17 protein-coding genes are annotated in these 21,709 nt (G+C 69.4%); 5 read left to right on the top strand and 12 right to left on the bottom strand.

The window, feature by feature from the left end:
- Nucleotides 1-97 precede the first annotated feature (97 nt).
- Complete coding sequence (locus ACFLIM_RS06940) at nucleotides 98-574, top strand: CAP domain-containing protein (protein ID WP_393163113.1); 477 nt, start codon at nucleotides 98-100, stop codon at nucleotides 572-574.
- Here the strand turns inward: ACFLIM_RS06940 and ACFLIM_RS06935 are convergent, their stop codons facing one another.
- The 5 genes from ACFLIM_RS06935 to ACFLIM_RS06915 all read right to left on the bottom strand — a co-directional run bounded on the left by ACFLIM_RS06935 (nucleotide 575) and on the right by ACFLIM_RS06915 (nucleotide 12,246).
- Entirely contained in the window at nucleotides 575-1,333 is a 759-nt protein-coding gene (locus ACFLIM_RS06935; protein WP_393163111.1) for an SDR family NAD(P)-dependent oxidoreductase, read from the bottom strand. It lies immediately after the preceding gene.
- 110 nt (nucleotides 1,334-1,443) lie between these two features.
- Entirely contained in the window at nucleotides 1,444-7,539 is a 6,096-nt protein-coding gene (locus ACFLIM_RS06930) for an RHS repeat domain-containing protein (RefSeq protein ID WP_393163109.1), read from the bottom strand.
- 219 nt (nucleotides 7,540-7,758) lie between these two features.
- On the bottom strand, nucleotides 7,759-11,043 hold the full coding sequence (locus ACFLIM_RS06925) for a LamG-like jellyroll fold domain-containing protein (RefSeq protein ID WP_393163107.1): 3,285 nt from the start codon (nucleotides 11,041-11,043) through the stop codon (nucleotides 7,759-7,761).
- A gap of 196 nt (nucleotides 11,044-11,239) precedes the next feature.
- On the bottom strand, nucleotides 11,240-11,944 hold the full coding sequence (locus ACFLIM_RS06920) for an alpha/beta hydrolase (RefSeq protein ID WP_393163298.1): 705 nt from the start codon (nucleotides 11,942-11,944) through the stop codon (nucleotides 11,240-11,242).
- A gap of 11 nt (nucleotides 11,945-11,955) precedes the next feature.
- Nucleotides 11,956-12,246, bottom strand: coding sequence for an ATP/GTP-binding protein (locus ACFLIM_RS06915; protein ID WP_393163105.1), 291 nt, complete (start codon nucleotides 12,244-12,246; stop codon nucleotides 11,956-11,958).
- Between the two features lie 74 nt (nucleotides 12,247-12,320).
- Here ACFLIM_RS06915 and nucS point away from each other — a divergent pair, with 74 nt between their 5' ends.
- From nucS to ACFLIM_RS06900, 3 genes are all read left to right on the top strand, one after another.
- The gene (gene nucS / locus ACFLIM_RS06910; protein WP_393163103.1) at nucleotides 12,321-12,983 is read left to right on the top strand and encodes an endonuclease NucS; all 663 of its coding nucleotides are present in this window, start codon (nucleotides 12,321-12,323) and stop codon (nucleotides 12,981-12,983) included.
- Nucleotides 12,984-13,152: 169 nt separating this feature from the next.
- On the top strand, nucleotides 13,153-14,625 hold the full coding sequence (locus ACFLIM_RS06905) for an aldehyde dehydrogenase family protein (RefSeq protein WP_393163101.1): 1,473 nt from the start codon (nucleotides 13,153-13,155) through the stop codon (nucleotides 14,623-14,625).
- A 144-nt stretch (nucleotides 14,626-14,769) separates the two neighbouring features.
- Complete coding sequence (locus ACFLIM_RS06900) at nucleotides 14,770-15,312, top strand: TetR/AcrR family transcriptional regulator (RefSeq protein ID WP_393163099.1); 543 nt, start codon at nucleotides 14,770-14,772, stop codon at nucleotides 15,310-15,312.
- A 123-nt stretch (nucleotides 15,313-15,435) separates the two neighbouring features.
- On the opposite strand, the gene ACFLIM_RS06895 is transcribed toward ACFLIM_RS06900, so the two are convergent.
- The 4 genes from ACFLIM_RS06895 to ACFLIM_RS06880 all read right to left on the bottom strand — a co-directional run bounded on the left by ACFLIM_RS06895 (nucleotide 15,436) and on the right by ACFLIM_RS06880 (nucleotide 18,659).
- Entirely contained in the window at nucleotides 15,436-15,753 is a 318-nt protein-coding gene (locus ACFLIM_RS06895) for an STAS domain-containing protein (protein WP_138666574.1), read from the bottom strand.
- A gap of 69 nt (nucleotides 15,754-15,822) precedes the next feature.
- Nucleotides 15,823-16,656 carry a sensor histidine kinase gene (locus ACFLIM_RS06890; protein WP_393163097.1) on the bottom strand — a complete coding sequence of 278 codons (834 nt, stop codon included), beginning with the start codon at nucleotides 16,654-16,656 and terminating at the stop codon, nucleotides 15,823-15,825.
- Nucleotides 16,657-17,766: an ABC transporter permease gene (locus ACFLIM_RS06885; RefSeq protein ID WP_393163095.1), complete on the bottom strand. Its 1,110-nt coding sequence runs from the start codon at nucleotides 17,764-17,766 to the stop codon at nucleotides 16,657-16,659. It abuts the gene before it with no gap.
- Nucleotides 17,763-18,659, bottom strand: coding sequence for an ABC transporter ATP-binding protein (locus tag ACFLIM_RS06880; protein ID WP_393163093.1), 897 nt, complete (start codon nucleotides 18,657-18,659; stop codon nucleotides 17,763-17,765). Before ACFLIM_RS06880 ends, ACFLIM_RS06885 begins: the two co-directional genes overlap by 4 nt.
- 134 nt (nucleotides 18,660-18,793) lie before the next feature.
- On the opposite strand from ACFLIM_RS06880, the gene ACFLIM_RS06875 reads away from it, so the two are divergent.
- Complete coding sequence (locus ACFLIM_RS06875) at nucleotides 18,794-19,384, top strand: cob(I)yrinic acid a,c-diamide adenosyltransferase (protein ID WP_393163091.1); 591 nt, start codon at nucleotides 18,794-18,796, stop codon at nucleotides 19,382-19,384.
- On the opposite strand, the gene ACFLIM_RS06870 is transcribed toward ACFLIM_RS06875, so the two are convergent.
- From ACFLIM_RS06870 to atpD, 3 genes are all read right to left on the bottom strand, one after another.
- Entirely contained in the window at nucleotides 19,381-19,761 is a 381-nt protein-coding gene (locus ACFLIM_RS06870) for a DUF2550 domain-containing protein (protein ID WP_393163089.1), read from the bottom strand. The two genes, ACFLIM_RS06875 and ACFLIM_RS06870, sit on opposite strands and share 4 nt — an antisense overlap.
- Nucleotides 19,762-19,789: 28 nt before the next feature.
- Nucleotides 19,790-20,191, bottom strand: coding sequence for a F0F1 ATP synthase subunit epsilon (locus tag ACFLIM_RS06865; RefSeq protein WP_393163087.1), 402 nt, complete (start codon nucleotides 20,189-20,191; stop codon nucleotides 19,790-19,792).
- Nucleotides 20,192-20,259: 68 nt separating this feature from the next.
- A complete protein-coding gene (atpD, locus tag ACFLIM_RS06860) occupies nucleotides 20,260-21,708 on the bottom strand; it encodes a F0F1 ATP synthase subunit beta (protein WP_393163085.1) in 1,449 nt (482 codons plus the stop codon).
- Nucleotide 21,709: the final 1 nt, after the last annotated feature.

Genomic DNA, 21,709 nt, shown 5'->3' with positions numbered 1-21,709 from the left:
TGATTGGCCGATCTCTGCCAGGAACCCGACATTGCCCAGCCGATAATTCGACCGCACAATCCAGGCACAGTATCCGTGCGCCACGAGGTGAACAGCGATGGCAGGAACCCGCCCCGCCCTCCCCGACGCCACCAACGGCAACTTCCTCCTGGAGGCGTTGCACGCGGCGAACGCCCACCGGGCCAGGCACCACGCCCCACCCCTCGCCATGGACCCGCTGCTCGTCGACTACGCCAGGTCCAGGGCCGCCTCCCGCTCGGAGTACGACGACCTCCGGGCCGGCCACGGCGGCCTGCGCGCGGGCACCGGCGAGAACCTCTTCTGGGCCGCGGGCCCCGACATGAGCACCGCCGCGCAGGCGGTGACCTCGTGGTACGGCGAGATCGCGGCCTACGACTGGCACCGCCCGCGAGCCTGCCACTTCAGCCAGCTCGTCTGGAAGGACAGCACCAGGATGGGCGCGGGCCGCGTGGCCGGTCAGGGCTCGGAGCACTTCGAGACGTACATCGTCTTCGTGTTCGAGCGACCGGGCAACGTGTCCGGCGAGCACCGGGGAAACGTCCTGCCGGCCTGATCAGATGGCGGTGGCTCCTCCGTCGACGAACAGCACCTGCCCCGTCATGTACGCGGCCGCCGGACTGGCCAGGAACACGGCCGGCTGGGCCATCTCGGCCGCCGTCCCCCAGCGCCGCATGGGCACGCCGGCGACCGTGGCGGCGCTGGCGGCCTCGTCCTCCCAGAGGTTGCGGTTGAGGTCGGTGGCCGTCCACCCGGGGCACAGGGCGTTGACCCGCACCCCGGCCTGCGCCCACTCCACGGCCAGGGTCTTGGTCAGCGCGACCAGCCCGGCCTTGGCCGCGGCGTAGGGGGCGAGGAGGGGCGCGCCGAGCGCCGCGACCGAGGCCACGTTGATGACCGTGCCGCCGCCCCGGCCCAGCAGGTGCGGGGCGACGGCGTGACAGACCGCCATGGCGGAGTCGAGGTTGAGCCGCATGAGCTTGTCCCACCCGGCCAGCCGCAGGTCCTTGAACTCGACCAGGAAATTGGACCCGCCCGCGTTGTTGACCACGATGTCGAGGTGGCCGAGCCCGTCGATCGCCGCCGCCACGGCTCCGGCGGCGGCGTCGCGGTCGGTGAGGTCGGCGGGGATGACGACGGCGCGCCTGCCCAGGGCCTCGATCTCCTTGCCCACCCCGGCGAGGAGATCGGCCGACCTGGATACGAGTGCCACGTCGGCCCCCGCCTCGGCGTACGCGAGTGCGATGGCCCGCCCGATCCCCTTCGACGCCCCAGTGACCAGAGCCTGCCTACCGCTGAGATCGAACGCGCTCACGCTGCCTCCTCCGTACCGAGAACCGAACAAGATTCTATGGATACGGCGGCCGGGAACGCCACCGGCGCGGGGCTGCGAGAGCCCCGCGCCGGTCCGGCATCAGAGAGGGGTTAGAAGAAGAACCCGAAGAAGTCGTCCAGACCGCTCTGGTCGATCCAGCGGGTCACCCGAGCCCCGGTCTCGGCGATCGTGCCCGTCCGGGTGTTCTCCGGTTCGATCTTCTCGGGCTTGAAGATCTGCTTCTCGCCCTGGCCGGAGCCGCCGCCTCGGGGGATGTTCGACGGTGGCGGCCCGTCGGGGTACATCTTCCCGTTCCGGTAGACGGTGTAGGACTGGGTCGGCTGGGTGGTGCCGTCGTTGCGGTAGACCTGGCTCGGCCGTGGCTGCGCCGGCTGGCGGCTCGCCTTGGGCGGCGACTGCCGCTGTGCCGCCCGGTGACTTGTCGGCCGGCTCGCCGGCCGCTGCCGCGCCTGCTGGATCCCGCGAGGGAGCCTGCCTGCCCGGTGGTTCCGCGCCCTGACCTTCGCCAGGGCCCGTCTCCTCGCCGCCTCCTGGCGTGCCTTCTTCGCCGCCGCCCGCTTCGCCGCTGCCGCGGCCCGGCGTTTCGCCGCGGCTGCCGCCGCCTTTCTGGCCTTCTCAGCCGCTTTCTTCTTGGCCGCCGCCAAGGCCTTCTTCTTGGCTGCCGCCAGGGCCTTCTTCTTGGCCGCCTCCAGGGCCTTCTTCCTGGCCAGTGCCGCGGCCCGGCGCTTGGCCGCCGCGATGGCGGCGCGTCTGGCCGCCGCCCGTGCCGCCGCGAGTGCCGCCCGCCTGGCGGCGGCCGCGGCCAGCCTCCTGGCGATGATCTGCGCCGCGATCCTGGCCGCGATGGCGACGGCGAACCAGAACAGCTGCCCGTCGGGGTCGCTCATGGTGACGGGACTGTTGTTGGCGTAGGCGTAGGCGTTGAGCTGCTGCGGATCCTCATCGTCGATGATGGGGTCGACCGAGACGAAGCGGCCGTTCTTGGGGTCGTACTCGCGGGCGCCGAGGTGGACGAGCCCGGTCGTCGGGTCCTGGGTGCCCCCGACGAACGCGCGCTGCCCCGGCCAGAAGGGTGGCGGCGCTCCCCGTTCCTCGCCGAACGGCGTCAGCCTCCTGACAGCCAGTTCGCCGTTCCCGGCGTTCACCGCGGCCTGCGCGGTGCCCTGGTGGTCGTTGGCCAGGAAGTAGACCTGGTTGTCCGGCGTGCGTACCGCGATGGGCTCGTCGTTGATGGTGTAGTAGCGGGTCTGCTCGACCGCGTCCTTGGCGAAGTCGAAGCGCAACTCCATGTCGTCGACGTACAGGGTGGCGTCCGTCGGGGTCTTGCGGAGCAGCCGGTCGCCGTCCGCGTCGTACACGAACGACGTCGTCTTGCCCGCCTCCGTCACCGACTCGAGGTTGCCCTCGGAGTCCCAGACCAGGCTCTGGTCGGAGCTGCCGACCTTGCGCCTGGTGGTGTTGCCCGCCTCGTCGTAGGCGAACAGGTCCGGCCCGACGGTCTGCAGCGCGTGCGGCTGCTTGCCGCCCGCCGCCGGGTAGGTGGAGGTGCGTACGGTCTCCGCCGCGCCGCCCCAGGCGTGCTTGGTCTCCTTGGTCCGGTTGCCGGTGACGTCGTAGTCGTAGCTGACCGCGTACGGGGCCACGCCGCCGATCTTGTCGGACTGCGGGGTGCCGCCGGCGCAGTCGTCGGTGGCCGTCCAGGCCGAGGTCAGGCGGCGCAGGTGGTCATATTTGAAGCACTGCGTGTCCTGGCCACCCGCCTGTTCGGCGATCTTGGTGATGTTGCCGGCGGCGTCGTAGGTGTAGTTGAGGTCGAGGTCGGTCGAGGCGGCGCTCTCCCGGTCCAGCCGCATGCGGGTCAGCCTGCGGGTACCCTCGTCGTGGGTGTAGGTGAGCCAGGTCTTCTTGCCTCCGGTGCCCAGCTCGTACTGCAGGGTCTCGCCGAGCTTGGAGTAGCGGGTCGCGCTCACGTACGACGACAGGCCGGTGACCTTGGTCGGCTGGCCGAGCTCATCGTAGGAGTAGACGACCGACTCCTCCGCCAGCCCGCCGGCGGCCGGGAAGCTGACGGACTGGACCTGGTCGTCGAGCGTGTAGCGGGTGTTGAGGACGTACGAGCCGGCCAGCTTGCCCTCCCGCTCGGGGACGGTGACCGTCTCGCGCAGCGGGCGGTAGTCGGCGTCGATGGCAGTGATCTCCGCCTTGTACGCCTGCCCGCCCACGTAGCGGATGCTGGCGTTCTGGTGGCCCTTGGCCAGCGCGTCGTACTTCCACTCGGCGAGCAGCGGGCCGGTCGCGGAGCCCTCGCGCAGCTCCTTCTTGCGGCCCAGCTCGTCGTAGACGTACCACAGGGTCTTGCCGCGGGCGTCGGTGGTGCTGACGAGCTCGTCGGCGTCGTTGTACGTCATCGTGGTGACGCCCTTGTCGGGGTCCTCGGTCTTGATCTCCCGGCCGCGCACGTCGTAGTGGTGGCGCCACACGTTGCCCGCGGGGTCGGTCACCGTGGACAGTTGTCCGGCGGCGTCGTAGGTGTACTTGGTGGCCTCGTACTCGCCCGTCGGGGTCGCGCCCTTGTACTGGCGCAGCTCGATGAGGCGGTCCTCGGCGTCGCCGATGCGGGTCGTCGCGGTGCCTCCCGGCGGCGGCGTCACATTGACCCGGTCGCCCTGCTCGATGGCCGAGACCCGGTACTTCTCCACGCCCTTCGTCTTGAGGATCTGGGCGTTGACGTCGCCGGTGCCGTCGAACACCGACACGACCTGGGTGGGCACGTCGGTGTCGGCCACCGCGAGCAGCTCGGTGGCGGGGGTCCCGGTGGCGAAGTAGCCGGTGTTGGACTTGTACTGCTCACCGAGCGAGTTGTAGAAGGTGTCGGTGATCGTGCGCCCGTCACGCAGCGCGGGGTCCTGCGTCTGGTCGTCGCGGGGCGCTGATTCCTGGGTCTGGCGCCCGCGCAACAGGCCGTCGTACAGCTCGTGGCTGGCGGTGTAGCCGCCGTCCGCGCGCAGCGTCTTCGTGGTGACGACGCTGGGGCCGTCGGTGCGCATCAGGTAGGAGTACTCGGTGTTGGGCGACTGCCCCGCCGCCTTGCTGCGGTCGGGCTGCCAGACCTTGACCAGGCGGCCGAGCGCGTCGTGCTCCATGTCGACACGGCGGTTGTTCGTGTCGATCTCGGCGACGGGCTCGCCCCAGGCCGGTTCGAGCAGGGTGCGCTCGACGTGGCCGAGCTGGTTGGTCTCCGTGATCTCCGCCGCGGGGGCGCCGGCGGCCGGGGTGTAGGTGGTGGTGGACTTGGTGCCGATCGCGTCCGTCTCGCTGGTCTCACGACCGTAGGCGTCGTAGGTGTGGGTGCTGTCGGTGATCGTCGTGCCGTCGCCGGAGGCGAGCTGCTGGACCGTGGTCACGTCGCCCTTGCTCGGGGCCTGGCCGTACGCCTGGCCGTCGTACTGCACCCGCTCGTCGGAGATCACCTCACCGGCGGCCAGCGAGGACACGCCGGTGCCGCAGCCCGCCGCGACCCGCTGGATCCTGCTGGTGTAGTCGAGCATCCAGGCGGTGTCGTTGCGGGCGTAGGTGTAGCGGGTGCACTGGTCGTCGTCCGCGCTGGCCAGGTCGCCCTTCTCGTCCACCTGGGTGAGCAGGCCCTTGGCGTCGTACGCGCGCTCCTCGCCGGTACGCCGCCACGTGCCGCCGCTCACCGCGGTACGGGTGACCATGGACTTGGGCGCGACCACGAACGCGGCCTTGGTGACGCCGCCCTGCGTGGACTCGGCGGTCTTGACCGACCACGGCTCCTCGACGGTCGAGGTCAGGATCGCGCCGCCGTCCCCGTCGAAGAGGGTCTCCTCCCGTTCGAACCCGGACAGCTGGTCGAGGTCGTCCAGCTTGACGCCCTCGGAGTCCTCGACCTGCGCGGTGCGCTTGGTGCCGTCGGCCAGCTTGTCACCGTGCATGCCGCGGAAGTACCTGAACTCCGTGAGCGTGCGCCTGGTGTCCTGCCCGTCGCCCTCGCGCACCCGTACCCGGCCGAACCCGCGCCAGTCCGACCACGTGCGGTGCTCGGGCTTGACCAGGATGTTGTCGGCGTAGCGCCAGGCGCCGCCGTCCAGGTACTCGTAGTCGGTGACCACGTTCGGCGAGCCCGCGACCCGGTCGACCTCCACCGTCTGCGTGACCACGTACTTGTGGAACCAGTCGGTGACCTCGGCCTCGTTCGGCGGGGCCCAGCGCTGCGGGAAGCAGCGCCTGGTGTTCTTGTCGGCGGCCGGCACGTCGCCGGGCTTGCAGTCGGCGGGAGCGTAGTTGACGCGCAGCTCGCCGCCGGTCTCGTTGTTCACGGCCTGCACGCGCCACTTGACCAGCGGGGCGCGGCCTTCGAGCGCGTCCACCCGGTTGGGCAGCTGGACGCCGGTGAAGGTGACCTTGGGCAGCGTGATGGTGCCGCCCACCTGGCCGCTCTGCTGGATCGAGGCCAGCCACAACGACGGGCTGAGGCCGTCGCCCGTGGCCGGGAACTGGTGCGTCAGCGTCCAGGAGTCCACCGGGCAGTACTGCTGGCCCGAGCACTTGGCGGTGTCGGTGTTGAGGACCTGGGTGGTGACCTTGGCCAGCCGCTTCCTGGAGAAGAACGTCGGCGACAGGCGGTCGACGCACTTCACGCCGGAGTCGCAGATCTGGTCGAACGGGACGTCCGGCCAGCTGCTCGCGGTCTCCTTCGTGAGCTGGTCGGCGGCGCAGGTGATGGTGCCGCTGGGCAGGCAGCGCTCGGCCACGTCGAAGACCACGCGGGCCGCGGGGGCCTTGGTGAACAGCTCGTTCTTGAGGTAGCCGTAGTCGATGCGGGTGAGGTAGCCGCCGCGTACGTACTGGGTGCCCAGCTCGGGCTTCATGTTGCGGCCGTAGTAGTTCTTCTCGACCTCGTACCAGTACGTGGTGGCGTTGCCGTGGGTGTCGACCGCGTAGTCGAGGTTCCACCGGTAGGCCTGCTGGCACCAGGCGTTGGCCGGGGTGCTGTTGTAGCAGGGCTCGCCGCTGTTGTTGCCGAACACCGGCACCGTCTGGACCGACTTCGTCTCCGGCTTGCCGGTGACCCAGCCGGGCAGGCGGTTCAGGCCGAAGGTGTACTGGGTGCCGTCGGCGGTGGTGACGCGCCAATATTCACCGTTGTTGTCGCCGTTCACGGCCCCGGTGAGGTATTCGATGCGGGTGCCGTCGTCGCTCTTGGGGCGCCACTGCTTGGTCGTGGCGTCCTTGACCAGCTCGACGGCCGAGTTGCCGAGGGACAGGGTGGCGTTGTCCTGGTCCCAGCACAGGTCGCCGGTCTTCTTGCCGTCGATCATGCAGGACTTGTAGCGGCGTTCGACATAGCCGCTGGGGTTCAGCTCGAAGCCCTCACCGGCCCAGGACGGCTGGTTGTTGGTGGAGGCGGTACGGCCGTCCACGCTCTGCGAGGAGTAGTCGAGCGACAGGTCCGGCTCGTCCCCGCCGAGCGCGGGAGGCGTGCGCAGGCCGTAGCCCCAGTTGAAGTCGCCGGACTGGGTGCCGACGCTCCAGCTGGCCGAGGGTGCCAGGGAGGAGGCCGCGTGGTCGCCCGACGGGCCCGAGGGGGCGGCCATCAGGGCGTACAGGCCGGTGGCCTCGACCTCGGCGGTCAGCGTGCCGTCTTTGGCGTTGTTCTCGCTCTTCACCGGCTGCGGCTGCGCGCAGCCGGCGGCGGCGGTCAGCGCGCATTCCTCCAGCTTGACCATCCGGAGCCGGGCGCCGTAGTCGCCGCCGAAGGCGTACCGGAAGCCGGAGTAGTCGACCTCCAGGCGGGTCTTCGCGGCCGACTTGGCCGCCGCGACGCCCTGGCCCGGGCTGACCCGCATCGCGAGGCCGAGCAGATCCGTGTCGAGGAGCTGAACGCGTACGGGGTCGGGGGTCGCGGCCTTGGCGGTCACACCCTTCTGGGCAGCCAGCTTCACCGGAAAGCCGGCCGCCAGGGTCTTCGCCGCGGCGCCGCCCAGCTCCGCGGTCTGGGGTTTCGGCCAGGCGATGCCTGGTGGCGCCTTCCACGCCTGTTTCTGGGCCGGATCCGCCGTCGGGGGCAGCACCGGGACCTTCTCGCCCTTGACCGGGGTCTCCTTCTGCACCGACGGGGCGGAGCGGGACTCGGCGGCCGCGGGCATGGCGTACGTGAGCGGCACTACCAGGGCGATCGAGAGGACCGCGGCCAGCCTGCGGGGCCAGGGCGACTCAGGTTTGGGGGTCTGAAAACGATTCCAGTAGGGGTCTGGAGCGTCCGGTTCATCGGGTGGCTGAAAACGATTCCAGCGGGGTTCGGGCAGGTCTAACTCACTCTGCGGGTCCATGAACTTCTCCCAGTCGGGTGCTACTGCGGGGGGACTTACTGGGCTAGTCGGGACTTACTGGGCAGCTAGTTGAGCGATCTGTTCGGCGCTGAGCACGCCGTCGTACGTGCGGACGTCGTCGACGGTTCCCGGCCAGTAACCGGTGAGGACTCCCGCGGTCTTGGTCCGGCCCAGTTGCAGCGGGCCGGTGGCGTTCCAGGCGCTGACGTGGTCGGTGATGGTGGTCGTGGACAGCCGGCCGTTGACGTAGATGCGCAGCTCTCCGGCCAGGGGGTCGTACACGCCTGCCACGTGCGTCCATTCCAGCGGGGCCGGGATGGCGTCGGAGCGGGTGCGTACGAGGGCGGCGGTGTCGGTGTCGGCGGCGGCCATGCCGAGGGCCCACCGCTGCTGTTCCTTGTCGAAGCCGAGCTGGAAGCCGGCCGCCCGGCTGCCCGGCTGGGCCACGGCCGCGGTGTCGCGAGTGGGTAGGTAGTCGAGCTGGGTCCAGGCGGCGACCGTGAAGCCGCTCCTGGTGTTCACCGCGGGCGCGGTGGTCTGGGCGTAGCCGTTGACGCCGTCGAGCGCGAGCGCGCCGTCCAGCCAGCCGGCCGTCCACGTGGCGGCGCCACCCAGCGTCGCGGCCGTCGCCCGGCCCGAGGAGTCGGCCGCGGACAGGCCGGACTCCTCATCCAGCGTCCAGTGCCCGACCAGCGTGGCGGCGCTGTTCACCAGGTCGGCGACCTCGTCGGCGAACATGGCCCGTCCATAGACGCGCACCTCGTCCACGTCACCCGGCCAGGCCTCCGCCGCGGCCCCGTTGACCTTTCCGCGGCCGATCGTCAGGGATCCGGTGGCGTTCCACGGCTGGGTGCAGGCGACCGACGACTCGAGGCGGCCGTTGACGTACAGCGAGAGCTGGCCGGCGGCCGAGTCGTAGACGCCGGTCAGGTGGGTCCACTCGTTCAGCCTCGGGGCCGCCGTGGACAGGGCGCGCACGGCCGTCGCGGCGTCCGCGTCGGCGCCGGTACGGGCCAGCGCCCAGCGGTCGTCCGCCTTGGAGTACTGCAGGGAGAAGGCTCCGGTCCTGGCGCCCTCCTGGGTGAGGACGGTTGCGGTGGCGGCCGTGCTGGTCAGGCGGGCCCAGGCGGTGACGGTGAAGTTCTTCGACGTGTCGGCCACCGGGCCCGAGGTCTGCGCGTAGGCGTTGGCCAGGCGCAGGGCCATGCCGGTCCGGCCGGTCGTCCACGTGGCCCCGTACAGCGTCGCCGGGTGAGCATTGGCGGCGTCGCCGGCCACTGGGCCCTGGCCCTCGTCCAGGGCCCAGTGGCCGCTGGGGGTGCGGCCCGCGTTGACGTTGAAGACGTAGGTACGGATCGGGCCGAGCTGGCCCGCGCGGTCCTTGCTGCGCACCGCCAGCACGTTGGGGCCGTCGTGGCGCGGGGTCAGCTGGATCGTGGCCGTGCCGTCCTGGGCGGCGGCGACCTCGGCCTTGGGCGTGGTGTCGAGGCCGTAGACGTACGTGACCACGTCGGTGACCCCGTTGGGCGCGAACGCGAACGAACCGGCGAGTCCCACGCCGTCGCTCCAGGCGTTCTCCGCGAACTCGGGCGAGGACACCTCAGGTTCCCTGCCGGGAGCCGTGGCGTCCACGGTGGCCTCGCACCAGGGGCTCCACGCGCTGTTGGCCTTGCCGTCCTCAGCGCGCACCCGCCAGCGGATCAGGGCGCCGTCGGCGTACAGGCTCTGCGGGATGGTCGCGTAGAAGGCGGTGCCGGTGGATCCCACGGCGGTGAGGTACTCGCCGGTCTTCGTGCCAGCGGCGTTGTACCACTCGAAGCGGCCCCTGACCGAGTTGTCGACGTCCTTCAGCTTGGCCCACAACTTGGGCGCGGCGGTGGCGATGACGGGCCGGCCGTCGCCGGAGACGCAGGGGCCGCCCGGGTCCGACCACACGTCGGCCGCCACGGGGTCGGCGGGCAACGAGTTGTACTCGATGACCACGGTCGGGTTGTTCTTGAACTTCTTCCAGGCGTAGACGTCGGTCTCGCTGGTGGCCCGAAGGCCGATGGTCATGGTGTTCCACTTCTTGGCGGCGGCGTCGGCGGCCCACGAGGTGACGTCGAACTCCACGCCGCCCGGCAGGCAGGACGAGCCCCAGCCCTTGGCCACGTTCACCGTGGAGAGCAGCCTGGTCCACGACGGCTGGGCGTTCCAGGTGGTGCTCTTGCTGATCGCGCCCGTACCCCACGCCTCCACCTTGCGGGCACTGCACGAGTACGACCACGTCTCGTACGTGCGCAGCGTCGCCTTGATGATCTGCTTGCCGTGGATGGTCGAGCCGCTGGCCATCTGGAAGAACGAGCGGTTCTTCTGCGACTCGACGTGGCCCACCCTGGCGACGTCGCTGGAGTTCAGGTAGTTGGAGTTGGGCCAGTTGCTCCAGACCGCCGTCCACGAGCCGCGGGCGGCCGAGAAGTACGGGTCCAGATAGACGGGGAACTTCGTCTTCGGGTCCGCCAGCATGTTCCTGTCCGGCTTGAGCCGCAACTGCCGGCCCGCCAGCTCCACGCCCATCGTGGCCTGCCTGGCCTCCGGGGAGCGGCCTTCCTTGAGCGCCTGCGGGCTGCTGATGCCCTCGGAGTCCCACATCGTCGGGGTGGGGGCGATGAAGAGCGTGCCGCCGTTCGGGTCGACGGCCTCCAGGTTGCCCGCCTTGTCCGACTTCAGCGACAGGCCCTTCGCCGCGAGCGGGTACGCCAGCTCGGTCAGGTTCGCCGCGGCGGCCCGCGACTTGACCACCAGGACGTGGGAGAAGCCGTCCACGTCGGCGGTGACCTGGAGGTCCACGCCGGGCATGACCTCGGGGTAGGTGGCGGTGTCGCCGTTCAGGGTGGGCTTGGGCAGGGTGCCCTGCCAGCCGAGCTCCAGGGACTTGCCGCCGCGCGTCAGGCGGGCCAGCGGGGCGCTGCCGCCGCCGGAGAACGTCAGATCGACCGCCGTGGCGACCGGCTCGACCGTGCCGTCAGGGGCGAGGCGGAGCGTGGTGTCCACGGGGACCCAGGCGTCCGCCTGGCGCACACGTACCGGGCGTACGTTCTGCTCCAGGACGAACGTGCCGTTGGGCTGGGCGAAGACCTGGCGGGTCTCGCTGCGCATCGACTCGACCTCGACCGGCCTGCTCGTACGGCGCGCCGCCGCGAGCGCCGCCTCCTCAGGCGGCTCGGCTTTCCGCAGCGGACCCGCCTGTACCGGAGCGGTGTTTACGGACATCCCTTCGGCCGCGGCCGGATCGGGGGTCCTCACCACCGAGATCGATAAGATCAACGCCGCCGCGACCAGCCCACGCAGTACCCGCATACATCCTCGCCCATGTCCGAGCAGGGGTTACGCGCGGGACGGAACCGCCCGGCGTTTCCACGATCTTCGGTTGACGATCGGATTCTCACCCGCGTCAGGGCACAGGTCTAGCGTTTTGTTCATTCTGCTCAAAATTCCTTCATCGGCCCGATTTATCCGGAAATATCCGCCAAGCGCGCCCCCGGCGGCCCTGACCTCAGACCTCCGTCGGCAGCGGCCAGGCAGCCGGGTTGACCCGCTTGACGATCTCGTCCAGCGCGATGCGCACATACGGCTCGCCCACCCACAGATGCTTGGCCCCGTCCACCCCGATGACCTCGGCCTGCGGCACCCGTGAGAACCGCTTGCGAGCCTCCTCCGGCCGCAGGTAGTCGTCGAACTCGGGCACCAGCGCCACCAGCGGCCGCCCGAACCGCCCCCAGGCGTCCAGATCGTCGTCCGTGGCCCTGTGCAGCGGCGGCGACAGCAGGATCGCCCCCTCCACCAGCGGATCGTGCGCCCACTTGAGCGCCAGCTCGGTGCCGAACGACCACCCGACCACCCACACGTGCGGCAGATCGTGGTAGTCGGCGTACTCGAGGGCGGCGGAAACGTCGAACCGCTCCCCCTCTCCCCCGTCGAACGTCCCCTCCGAGGTGCCGCGCTCGGAGGACGTGCCGCGCGTGTTGAAGCGCAACACGGCCAGGTCGGCGAGGGCGGGCAGCCGGTTGGCGGCCTTCTTGAAAACGTGGCTGTCCATGAACCCGCCGTGGGTGGGCAGCGGATGCAGGGTCACCAGCGTCGCCACCGGGTGCCGGTCGAGGGGCAGGGCCAGCTCGCCGACCAGGGTCAGGCCGTCGCCCGTGTGCAACTCGATCGGCTCCCGCCGGGCGGGCAGCACCGTAGCCGCGCGAATCTCCACCATGGATCCCTTCAGTAACGGCTGCGGCCGGGGCCGCGGTCGAGTCTCTTACGCCAGCAGGCCGGGTGCCAGTGACGGCGTTCCTCGTCGCCGCCCGGCCAGTTGGGCCAGGCGACCACGTGCGGCTGGCCGCTGCGGATCTCCTGGTCGCAGCCCGGACATCGGTAGTTCTTGGTGGAGGACGCGCCGGTGAGCATGCGTACCTTCCACTCGCCGTCGGGCCATTCCTCCACTTTGTCCAGGCCGGTCGGGAAGCCGAAGGGACGGGAGGACTCCCTGCGGCGGGCGCGACGAGGGCTCATCTACGCTGGAACTCCGGCACCGCCCGTATGAACACCATGCGTCCAGTTTTCCAGAGCCGCTATGGTGGGTCGTCATGCGGCTGGTCATCGCGCGATGCAGCGTGGATTACATCGGACGGCTCACGGCGCACCTGCCGATGGCGCCTAGGCTCGTGCTGATCAAGGCGGACGGCAGCGTGAGCATCCACGCCGACGACCGCGCGTTCAAGCCGCTCAACTGGATGAACCCGCCGTGCAAGCTCAAGGAGGACGGCGAGACCTGGACGGTCACCCACGGCAAGACCGGCGAGAAGCTGGTCCTGACGATGGCGGAGATCCTCCACGACTCCAGCCACGAACTGGGCGTGGACCCCGGGCTGATCAAGGACGGCGTGGAGGCCCACCTGCAGGAGCTGCTCGCCGAGCACATCACGACGCTGGGCGTCGGCTATTCGCTGATCCGCCGCGAATACATGACGGCGATCGGCCCGGTGGACATCCTGTGCCGCGACGCGCAGGGCGCCACGGTCGCCATCGAGATCAAGCGCCGGGGCGAAATCGACGGGGTCGAGCAGCTCACGCGCTATCTGGAGCTGCTCAACCGCGATCCGCTGCTGTCGCCGGTGCGCGGGGTGTTCGCGGCCCAGGAGATCAAGCCTCAGGCCCGCGTGCTCGCCACCGACCGCGGCATCGACTGCGTCACGCTGGATTACGACACCCTTCGGGGCATCGAGCCGGAAAATCCAACCCTCTTTTGATCCTTTACGCGCTGCCAAGGCAGCCACCCGCCGCACGTGGCTGACGGCCCTCCAGGAAACGGCCGCTGACCCTTCACCGGTGGCCCGCCGTTACGCGAGCGCACTCTTGCCTGCCTAAGTGGTCTTTCCCGACCTGGTAAGCAATGCCTTACCGGACTATCGTGACGCCATGACGACGCTGACGTTCGACTCACTCAACCCGGCTACCGGCGAGGTCGTCGGCAGTCATCCCAAGCACACCCAGGAGGCCGTGCACGAGGCCGTGGAACGGGCCGAGGAGGCGGCCGAATGGTGGGCCGCGCAGAGCCCGGCCGAACGCAGGAAGCGCCTGCTCGACTACAAGGCGCTCATCACCCAGCACCTCGAAGAGCTCGCCCAGCTGGTCCACCAGGAAACGGGCAAGCCGGCGGGCGACGCCACGCTGGAGATCGTGCTGGCCATCACCCATCTCGACTGGGCCGCCCGCAACGCGCACAAGGTCCTGGGCCGCCGCCGCGTCAACACCGGCATGATCGGCCTCAACCTGACCGCCACCCTCGAATACCTCCCCCTCGGCGTGGTAGCCGTGATCGGCCCGTGGAACTACCCGGTCTTCACCCCCATGGGCTCCATCGCGTACGCGCTGGCGGCCGGCAACGCGGTCGTGTTCAAGCCGAGCGAGCTCACCCCGGGGATCGGCGTGCGCCTGGCGGAGCTGTTCCGGGAGTCGGTGCCCGAGCAGCCGGTGTTCCAGACGGTGACCGGACTGGGCGAGACGGGCGCGGCCTTGGCCGCCGATCCGAGGGTCAGGAAGGTGGCGTTCACCGGCTCGACCGCCACGGCGAAACGCGTGATGGCGGCATGCGCGGAGAATCTCACGCCGATCGTGGCCGAGTGCGGCGGCAAGGACGCGTTCATCGTGGACGCCGACGCCGACCTGGCGAAGGCAGCGGACGCCTGCCTCTGGGGCGCGATGTCCAACTCGGGCCAGACCTGCGTGGGCGTCGAACGGGTCTACGTCGTCGACGCGGTCTATGAAACTTTCATGCGTGAGCTGTCCGACCGGGTGACAAAGGTGAAAGCCGGCGCGGACTACGGCCCGATCACGATGCCGGGCCAGGTGGACATCATCAAACGCCACATCGACGACGCCACGAAATCCGGAAAAATCGTGACTGGCGGCCCGGACTCCGTAAGAGCCCCCTACGTGGACCCGGTGATCATCGAAGACGTGCCCGAGGACTCCCCCGCGGTGCGCGAGGAGACGTTCGGCCCGACCATCACGGTAAGGCGTACCCGCGACGCCCAGGAGGCCCTGGAACTGGCCAACGCCTCCGCGTACGGACTGGGCGGCACGATCTTCTCGCGCAACGCCAGAAGGGCGACGGAGCTGGCCCGCCTGATGCGCAGCGGGATGACCGCCATCAACTCCGTCATCTCCTTCGCCGGAGTGCCCGCCCTGCCGTTCGGCGGTGTCGGCGATTCGGGGTTCGGCCGGATCCACGGAGCCGACGGCCTGCGCGAGTTCGCCAGGCCCAAAGCCATCTCCCGCCAGCGCTTCGCGATGCCCGGAATGAACCTGACGTCGTTCACTCGGGGGCCCGCCGAACTTGATCGGCTGATCAGGCTTGTCACGTTCTTGCACGGCCGACGTAAGAGATAATCTTCCCGCTCTTTCCCAAAACGGATCATCCGTCCATAATTGTGTGCTCTGGGGGCCACGATCATGTTGGACGGGTGGAATGTGAACCGGTCTTACCGGGGAATGTCGGCTGAGCAAAGGCTGGCGGACAGACGGGAGCGGCTGATGACGGCCGCGTACACGCTATACGCGAAACCGGGTTTCGCGGCGACGACCATCGAAAGGCTCTGCTCGGAGGCGCGGATCTCCAACCGCGCCTTCTACGAATGTTTCGGTGGTCGCGAGGAGCTCCTTCAGGCGCTGCACGAGCGGTGCGTCGAGGAAAGCCTGGCGGCCGTGGCCAAAGCGGTGGAGGAGGCGCCGAACACGCTTGACGACAAAGTCAAGGCCGGGATTCGCGCCTACATCGAGTTCACCACGGCGGACTGGCGGCGAGCCCGCATCATGCACGTGGAGGTACGCAGGTCGGGCGACGTCCTGACACTGTCCCGTCAGCGCGCCGTGGACGCGTTCGCCCGGCTCGTGGAGGAAGCGTCGGCCGATTTCCCGCTGGCCGCCCCGTTGAATCGGCGGCTGGTGGCACGCGGTGTCATTGGCGCGTTACAGGAGTTACTCATCGAATGGCTGCTCTCCGAGGATCAGCCGGAGATCGACGAGCTCGTCGATGTCGCGGTGTACATCTTCAGCCGCAGCCTCGGAACCCGCTGACCCACCGCGATAATCACATTCCGTTTTCCCGGCGCCCACTACTCGGACAGCCGAAATCTACGTTTTGTCTAAGTCGCGAAAGAGCGGGCAACGGCTGATCGTCGCCCGCTCCGATATGTCACATCAGGCCACCGCGGCAGCGGGAACCTCCACGTGCAGCACCCGATTCAGCCGGGTCACCGCCAGTATCCGCATGATCCGCGGTGGCACCCCCCGAAGAACGAGGCGGCGTTGCACGCTCAGCGCGCGCCGATGCGCCCCCACGAGCACCCCGAGACCGGTCGCGTCGATCATCTCCAGCTTGGAGAGATCCAGGATCAGGTCGCCTTCGCCGGAGTCGAGAGCCTTGTGCAACCGCTCCCGCACCCCCGCCGACGTGCCGGCGTCGAGCCGGGCGCCGATCCGCACCACCTGGGCCCTCGGATTGCCCCGGACGCGCATGCCACCTCCTCAGTCACGCACACGGCGTGCTCACACCTCTACCGAGGTGAACCCCCCGCACAAGCTCCCCTACCCACCTATCGGGAGTGACACGACCGCTTTCAGCACGAACTCTCCATCCTCCGTCGGATGGGCGCTCATATCGCCGCCCACGGCGGCCAGCCGTTCTCCCATGCCCGCCAGCCCCGTGCCCAGGTCGGCGATCTGCCGCCGGGCCACTCCGTCGTTGTGCACCCGCAGCTCCGCCTCCCGATCGGTGAAGCGGATCATGATGTCGCAAACCGTGGCGCTGCTGTGCTTGAGCACGTTGGTCACCGCCTCGCGGACCGCGTAGGCGAACACCGGCGCCACCCCATCAGGCAGCTCGCGATAGGGCAAGTGAACCTCGCAACGGACACCAGCCGCTTCGAGTACACCCTTCACGCTATTCAGCTCAGCGGCCAAGTCAAGCTCGCGGTAACCGCGCACGGCCTCCCTCAGCTCCCTGAGCGCCTTCCTGGTCAGCGTGTTGACCTCGGCCATCTCGGCCTTGGCCACCCCCGTGTCCACGTCCGACATCCGTACCGCCAGCTCGGTCTTGACGGCGATGGCGGAGAGCCGGTGCCCCACGAGGTCGTGCAGGTCCCTGGCGAAGCGCAGCCGCTCCTCGGCCAACGCCAGCCGCGTGTGCGCCTCCCGCCCCTCATGAGCCTGTACGGCGAGCTGCCAGATCCACATCCACATGCGCTTGCAGAGCCAGGTGAGGCAGATCGCGGCGATCAGCGCGGGCGCGGCGCGCCACCCTTGGAGCTTCCCCTCGGTGAACGCGAAGACGCTCATCATGACGATGAGAACCCACATCGCGACGAAGCCCGAGATCAGCACCTTCCAGGTGAGGCGCCGCGCCTGCTCGATCGCGTCCATCTATCGTGTACGCAACACGTCGCCGAGCTTGAGCCTGGCGCCCGTCCGCAATACGGCCCGCTCGTAGACCTTGGCCCCGAAACCCAGCACCGCGAGCACGGCCACCACCATGGCCGCCATCGAGGCCCCCACCTGCCACAGAGGCACCTCGGTCGCGGCCATTCTGACCGGCATGACCATCGACGAGAACGGCGGCACGTACGACACGACGGTGGCCAGCGTGCCCGTGGCGTCGTTGGTGGCGTAGAAGGCGACGAAGTACGTGATCATGATGAGCATGGTCAGCGGCGTCATCACCGTGCTCACCTCCTCCTGACGCGAGACCAGCGAGGCGAGGGCCGCCGACAACGTGGCGAAGAAGGCGTATCCGAGCACGAACCACACCAGCACCGCCGCCACCAGCCCGGGGATGCCGGGCGGGAAGTCGGAGGCGACGCCGGAGACCGTGGCCGCGCCGAGGCCGACGACCAGGATCGTGACCAGGTTGATCAGGCCGAGCGCGCCCAGCCCGAGGATCTTGCCGCCGAGCAGTTGCCAGGGCCGCACCGTGGAGAGCAGGATCTCCACGATCCTGCTGCCCTTCTCCTCCACGACTCCCATGGCGACCATCATGACCTGTCCCATGAGGAGCATGAAGAGCACGAGGACGAGCACCACGGCGATCCCGGTGCGGGCGGACTCGTAACGCGTGTCGGCGCCCACGGACTCCATCACCAACGGTGGGATGGACACCCCGGCGGCGCCCAGCCTGACCTCCCGGTTGACGCTCTGCATCAGCACGCCGAGCTGGGAGTCGATCTCCCCGTCGGTGAGCACCTTGGCGCCGTTGACCAGCACCGCGTCCACGTCCCCGGCCAGCACGGCCTGCTTGGCCGCGTTCTCGTCGGGGAACGCGCGCCACTCGAACTCGGCGTCCGGCGCGGCGGCCCGCAGCGGCAGTTGCTGGGAGTTGACGGTGCCCAGCGTGTATGAGTCCGGGCCACCCATGATCTTGGGTGCGAAGGACAGCGCCGCCACCAGCACCGCCGTGATGAGCAGGCCGATCACGAACGCCTTCGTCCGGATCTGCGTGGTGATCTCCCGGCGGGCGACCAGCATCAGTCCGTTCACGCCACGGCCTCCTTGAAGATCTCGGTGAGGGTCGGCTGCTCGACGCCGAAGTGCTCGACATGCCCGGCCTTCACGGCGCGGCGCAGGATCTCCTGGTCGTCGCCGTCCGCGGTACGCAGGACGTGCCGGTCGCCGGTGACGGTGACCGTGCCGGGCAGGCCGTCCGCCCAGCCGGGGGCCGGGTCGCGGACGACCACGCGCAGCGTGTTGCCCTCCGCGGCCCGCAGGTCGGCCACCGTGCCCGTGGCGACCATCCGGCCCGCCGAGACGATGCCGACCGAGTCGCACAACCGCTCGACCAGCTCCAGTTGGTGGCTGGAGAAGATCACCGGCACGCCGCCCCTGCACCGCTCCTGCAGCGCCGCGGCCAGCGCGTCCACCGCGATCGGATCGAGCCCGGAGAACGGCTCGTCCAGGACCAGCACCTCGGGGTCGTGCACGAGCGCCACGGCGAGCTGCACGCGCTGCTGGTTGCCCAGCGAGAGCGCCTGCACCGCGTCGCCCCTGCGCTCGGTCAGAGCCAGCCGCTCCAGCAGGTCGTCCGTGGCCTTCTTGGCGGCCGCCCCGCTCAGCCCGTGCAGGCGGCCGAAATACTCGATCTGCTCGGCGACCCTCATCTTCTGGTACAGCCCGCGCTCCTCGGGCATGTAGCCGAACCGCCGCCTGTCGTCGTAGCCGAGCGACCTGTCCTGCCAGCTCACCGAGCCGGAGTCGGCCTGGAGCACGCCCATGACGATGCGCATCGTGGTCGTCTTGCCGGCCCCGTTCGCGCCGACGAACCCGAACATCTCACCCGGCCGTACGGCGAAGCTGATCCCGTCCAGGGCGACCTTGCCGCCTGGGGCGTCGGGCCCGGCCGCGAAACGCTTGCGCAGCTCGCTGATCTCGAGCATCAGGTCCTCTCCTTAGTCATGGATCAATAGTGGCTTTAGCGGCATTCGTCCGGCCAGTCGCCGAAATCACGACCCGGACATGGATCCCGCGTCCGATCCCGATGACATTTGTCATCACTCACTAGGCTGGAGGCATGACGCGCGCCGACAAGGACAAGCCGGTCGTCCTCTCCCGCATCTACACCCGCACCGGCGACGACGGCACCACAGCGCTGAGCGACATGAGCCGCGCCTCGAAGACCGATCCGCGGCTGGCCGCCTACGCCGACGTGGAGGAGGCCAACGCCCACCTGGGCGTCGCGCTCTCCCACGGCACGCTGCCCGCCGACCTCGTGGAAGTCCTGGTACGCGTCCAGAACGAGCTGTTCGACCTCGGAGCCGACCTGGCCACCCCGGTCACCGAAAACCCGGAGTTCCCGCCGCTGCGGGTGGAGCAGTCGTACATCGACTGGCTGGAAGAGCAGTGCGACCGCTTCAACGCCGAGCTCACGCCCCTGCGCAGCTTCATACTCCCCGGCGGCGATCCCGCCACGGCCGCGCTGCACGTGGCCAGGGTCACGGTCCGCAGGGCGGAGCGTACGACCTGGGCGGCCCTGCACGCGCACGAGGACACGAACCCGCTGACGGCGAAATACCTCAACCGCCTGTCCGACCTGCTCTTCATCACCTGCCGCGTGGCCCACGGGGGCGAGGAGATCCTCTGGAAGCCCGGCGGCACCCGCTAGGCGACATCGAGATAGGCGCTGGGCGGCGCCGACTCCAGCCACGCCAGGAAGCCCGTCAGCGCGTCGGCACTCATCGCGATCGACACGCCGCGCGTGCTCCCGCCGAAGTCGACCGCGAAAAACCCGCCGTCGATCTCACGGCGGGCGGAAACGACGAGGCCGCGCCTCGCGATCGCGTGGCGCGGCCTCAGTAGGACACCCAGGAGCGGGATCCAATGGAGCTCCCCGTCTGCATAGCGGGCTACCCCGCTCTGCCAGCCGCGGTCGCCCACCCGCAGGCGACAGGGCACACTCCCGCGGGAACGGGCCAATGTGACCCCGCGCAGGACTATGAGGGCCACACATAGCAATACGAGAATCACAACCGTCGCTATCATGCCGCCCCCCGGAGCCCGTTTCTAAGTATTAAACCTCTTCGCCCGCCGCGCGCAGCCGGGCCCTGGCCCGCTTGGCCTCGATTGCCGCGTCGGCGTCTTCGTGGTCGGCCTCGATCGAGGCCTGGGCTCGGTCGAGAGCGTCACGGGCAGCCGCGACGTCGACCTCGGAACCGAGCTCGGCCACCTCGGCGAGCACGGACACCTCGTCGTCGGCCACGGAGATGAAACCGCCGTGCACCGCCGCCACGAGATCGCCCTCGCCCTCCCGCTTCACGCGCAGCACGCCGCCCTCGACGAGAACCCCGAGCACAGGTGCGTGTTGCGGCATAATACCGATCTCGCCGTCCACGGTCTTGGCAATCACCATGTCGGCCTCGCCCGACCAGATCTCACGCTCGGGTGAGACAACCCCTACGCGTAGCTTCGCCACTTGTGTAGGTTCCTTTCCGATCAGGTAGTGATGTGGCCCAAAAGACCACATCACTACCGGCGGGCGATTTACCGGCGCTCGAGTTCCTTGGCCTTGGCCACGGCCTGCTCGATGCCACCGACCATGAAGAACGCCTGCTCGGGAAGGTGGTCGTACTCACCCGCGCAGAGGCCCTTGAAGGAGGCGATGGTCTCGTCCAGCGGGACGTTCTCGCCCGGCTGGCCGGTGAACGCCTCCGCGGCGTACATCGGGTGCGACAGGAACCGCTCGATCCGGCGGGCCCGCTGCACGGTGACCTTGTCCTCTTCGGACAACTCGTCGATACCGAGGATCGCGATGATGTCCTGGAGCTCGCGGTACTTCTGCAGGATCCGCTTGGTCTCCTGGGCCACCCGGTAGTGCTCCTCGCCCACGATCTGCGGGTCGAGGATCCGGGAGGAGGAGTCGAGCGGGTCCACCGCGGGGTAGATGCCCTTCTCCGAGATCGGCCGCGAGAGCACGGTCTGCGCGTCGAGGTGCGCGAACGCGTTGTGCGGCGCCGGGTCGGTGATGTCGTCGGCGGGCACGTAGATCGCCTGCATCGAGGTGATCGAGTGACCGCGCGTCGAGGTGATGCGCTCCTGGAGCACACCCATCTCGTCGGCCAGCGTCGGCTGGTAGCCCACCGCGGACGGCATGCGGCCGAGGAGGGTGGAGACCTCCGAGCCCGCCTGCGTGAAGCGGAAGATGTTGTCGATGAACAGCAGCACGTCCTGCTTCTGCACGTCGCGAAAGTATTCCGCCATCGTCAGCGCGGACAGCGCGACCCGCAGCCGGGTGCCCGGCGGCTCGTCCATCTGGCCGAAGACGAGCGCGGTGTCCTTGAGGACGTCCGCCTCCTCCATCTCCAGCCAGAGGTCGTTGCCCTCACGGGTGCGCTCGCCCACGCCGGCGAACACCGAGGTGCCACCGAAGTTACGGGCGACCCGGCGGATCATCTCCTGGATGAGGACGGTCTTGCCCACGCCGGCGCCGCCGAACAGACCGATCTTCCCACCCTGCACGTACGGGGTGAGCAGGTCGATGACCTTGATACCGGTGACCAGCATCTCGGTACGGGACTCGAGCTGGTCGAACGGCGGGGACGGCCGGTGGATGCCCCACTTCTCCCCGATCTTCAGGGAGGCGGTCGGCGCGTCCAGCGCCTCGCCCAGCGTGTTCCACACGTGGCCCTTGACGACGTCGCCGACGGGCACCCTGATCGGATAGCCCGAGTCGGTGACGGCCGTGCCGCGGACCAGGCCGTCGGTCGGCTGCATGGAGATGGCTCGCACCAGGTTGTCACCCAGGTGCTGCGCGACCTCCATGGTCAGGGTCTTGGTCTCGTCGCCGAGGGTGACCTCGACGTTGAGCGCGTTGTAGATGTCGGGCATCGCCTCGACGGGGAACTCCACGTCGACGACGGGCCCTGTGACGCGAGCCACGCGGCCGGTGCCGGCCGACGGGGTCTCAACGGTCTCAACAGCCTCTGCAGTCATT

The sequence above is a fragment of the Nonomuraea marmarensis genome (assembly GCF_043197025.1).
In the GTDB taxonomy this organism is placed as follows: domain Bacteria; phylum Actinomycetota; class Actinomycetes; order Streptosporangiales; family Streptosporangiaceae; genus Nonomuraea; species Nonomuraea marmarensis.
The sequence above is the reverse complement of the archived record's forward strand: the minus strand, read 5'-3'. Positions and strand labels throughout refer to the sequence as shown.

What these genes read in the sequence shown, in the direction of transcription:
- ACFLIM_RS06940 (WP_393163113.1), top strand. Translation starts at nt 98, where the DNA reads ATGGCAGGAACCCGCCCCGCCCTCCCCGACGCCACCAACGGCAACTTC.
- ACFLIM_RS06925 (WP_393163107.1), bottom strand. Translation starts at nt 11,043, where the DNA reads ATGCGGGTACTGCGTGGGCTGGTCGCGGCGGCGTTGATCTTATCGATC.
- ACFLIM_RS06915 (WP_393163105.1), bottom strand. Translation starts at nt 12,246, where the DNA reads ATGAGCCCTCGTCGCGCCCGCCGCAGGGAGTCCTCCCGTCCCTTCGGC.
- nucS (WP_393163103.1), top strand. Translation starts at nt 12,321, where the DNA reads ATGCGGCTGGTCATCGCGCGATGCAGCGTGGATTACATCGGACGGCTC.
- ACFLIM_RS06905 (WP_393163101.1), top strand. Translation starts at nt 13,153, where the DNA reads ATGACGACGCTGACGTTCGACTCACTCAACCCGGCTACCGGCGAGGTC.
- ACFLIM_RS06900 (WP_393163099.1), top strand. Translation starts at nt 14,770, where the DNA reads ATGACGGCCGCGTACACGCTATACGCGAAACCGGGTTTCGCGGCGACG.
- ACFLIM_RS06895 (WP_138666574.1), bottom strand. Translation starts at nt 15,753, where the DNA reads ATGCGCGTCCGGGGCAATCCGAGGGCCCAGGTGGTGCGGATCGGCGCC.
- ACFLIM_RS06890 (WP_393163097.1), bottom strand. Translation starts at nt 16,656, where the DNA reads ATGGACGCGATCGAGCAGGCGCGGCGCCTCACCTGGAAGGTGCTGATC.
- ACFLIM_RS06880 (WP_393163093.1), bottom strand. Translation starts at nt 18,659, where the DNA reads ATGCTCGAGATCAGCGAGCTGCGCAAGCGTTTCGCGGCCGGGCCCGAC.
- ACFLIM_RS06875 (WP_393163091.1), top strand. Translation starts at nt 18,794, where the DNA reads ATGACGCGCGCCGACAAGGACAAGCCGGTCGTCCTCTCCCGCATCTAC.
- ACFLIM_RS06870 (WP_393163089.1), bottom strand. Translation starts at nt 19,761, where the DNA reads ATGATAGCGACGGTTGTGATTCTCGTATTGCTATGTGTGGCCCTCATA.
- atpD (WP_393163085.1), bottom strand. Translation starts at nt 21,708, where the DNA reads ATGACTGCAGAGGCTGTTGAGACCGTTGAGACCCCGTCGGCCGGCACC.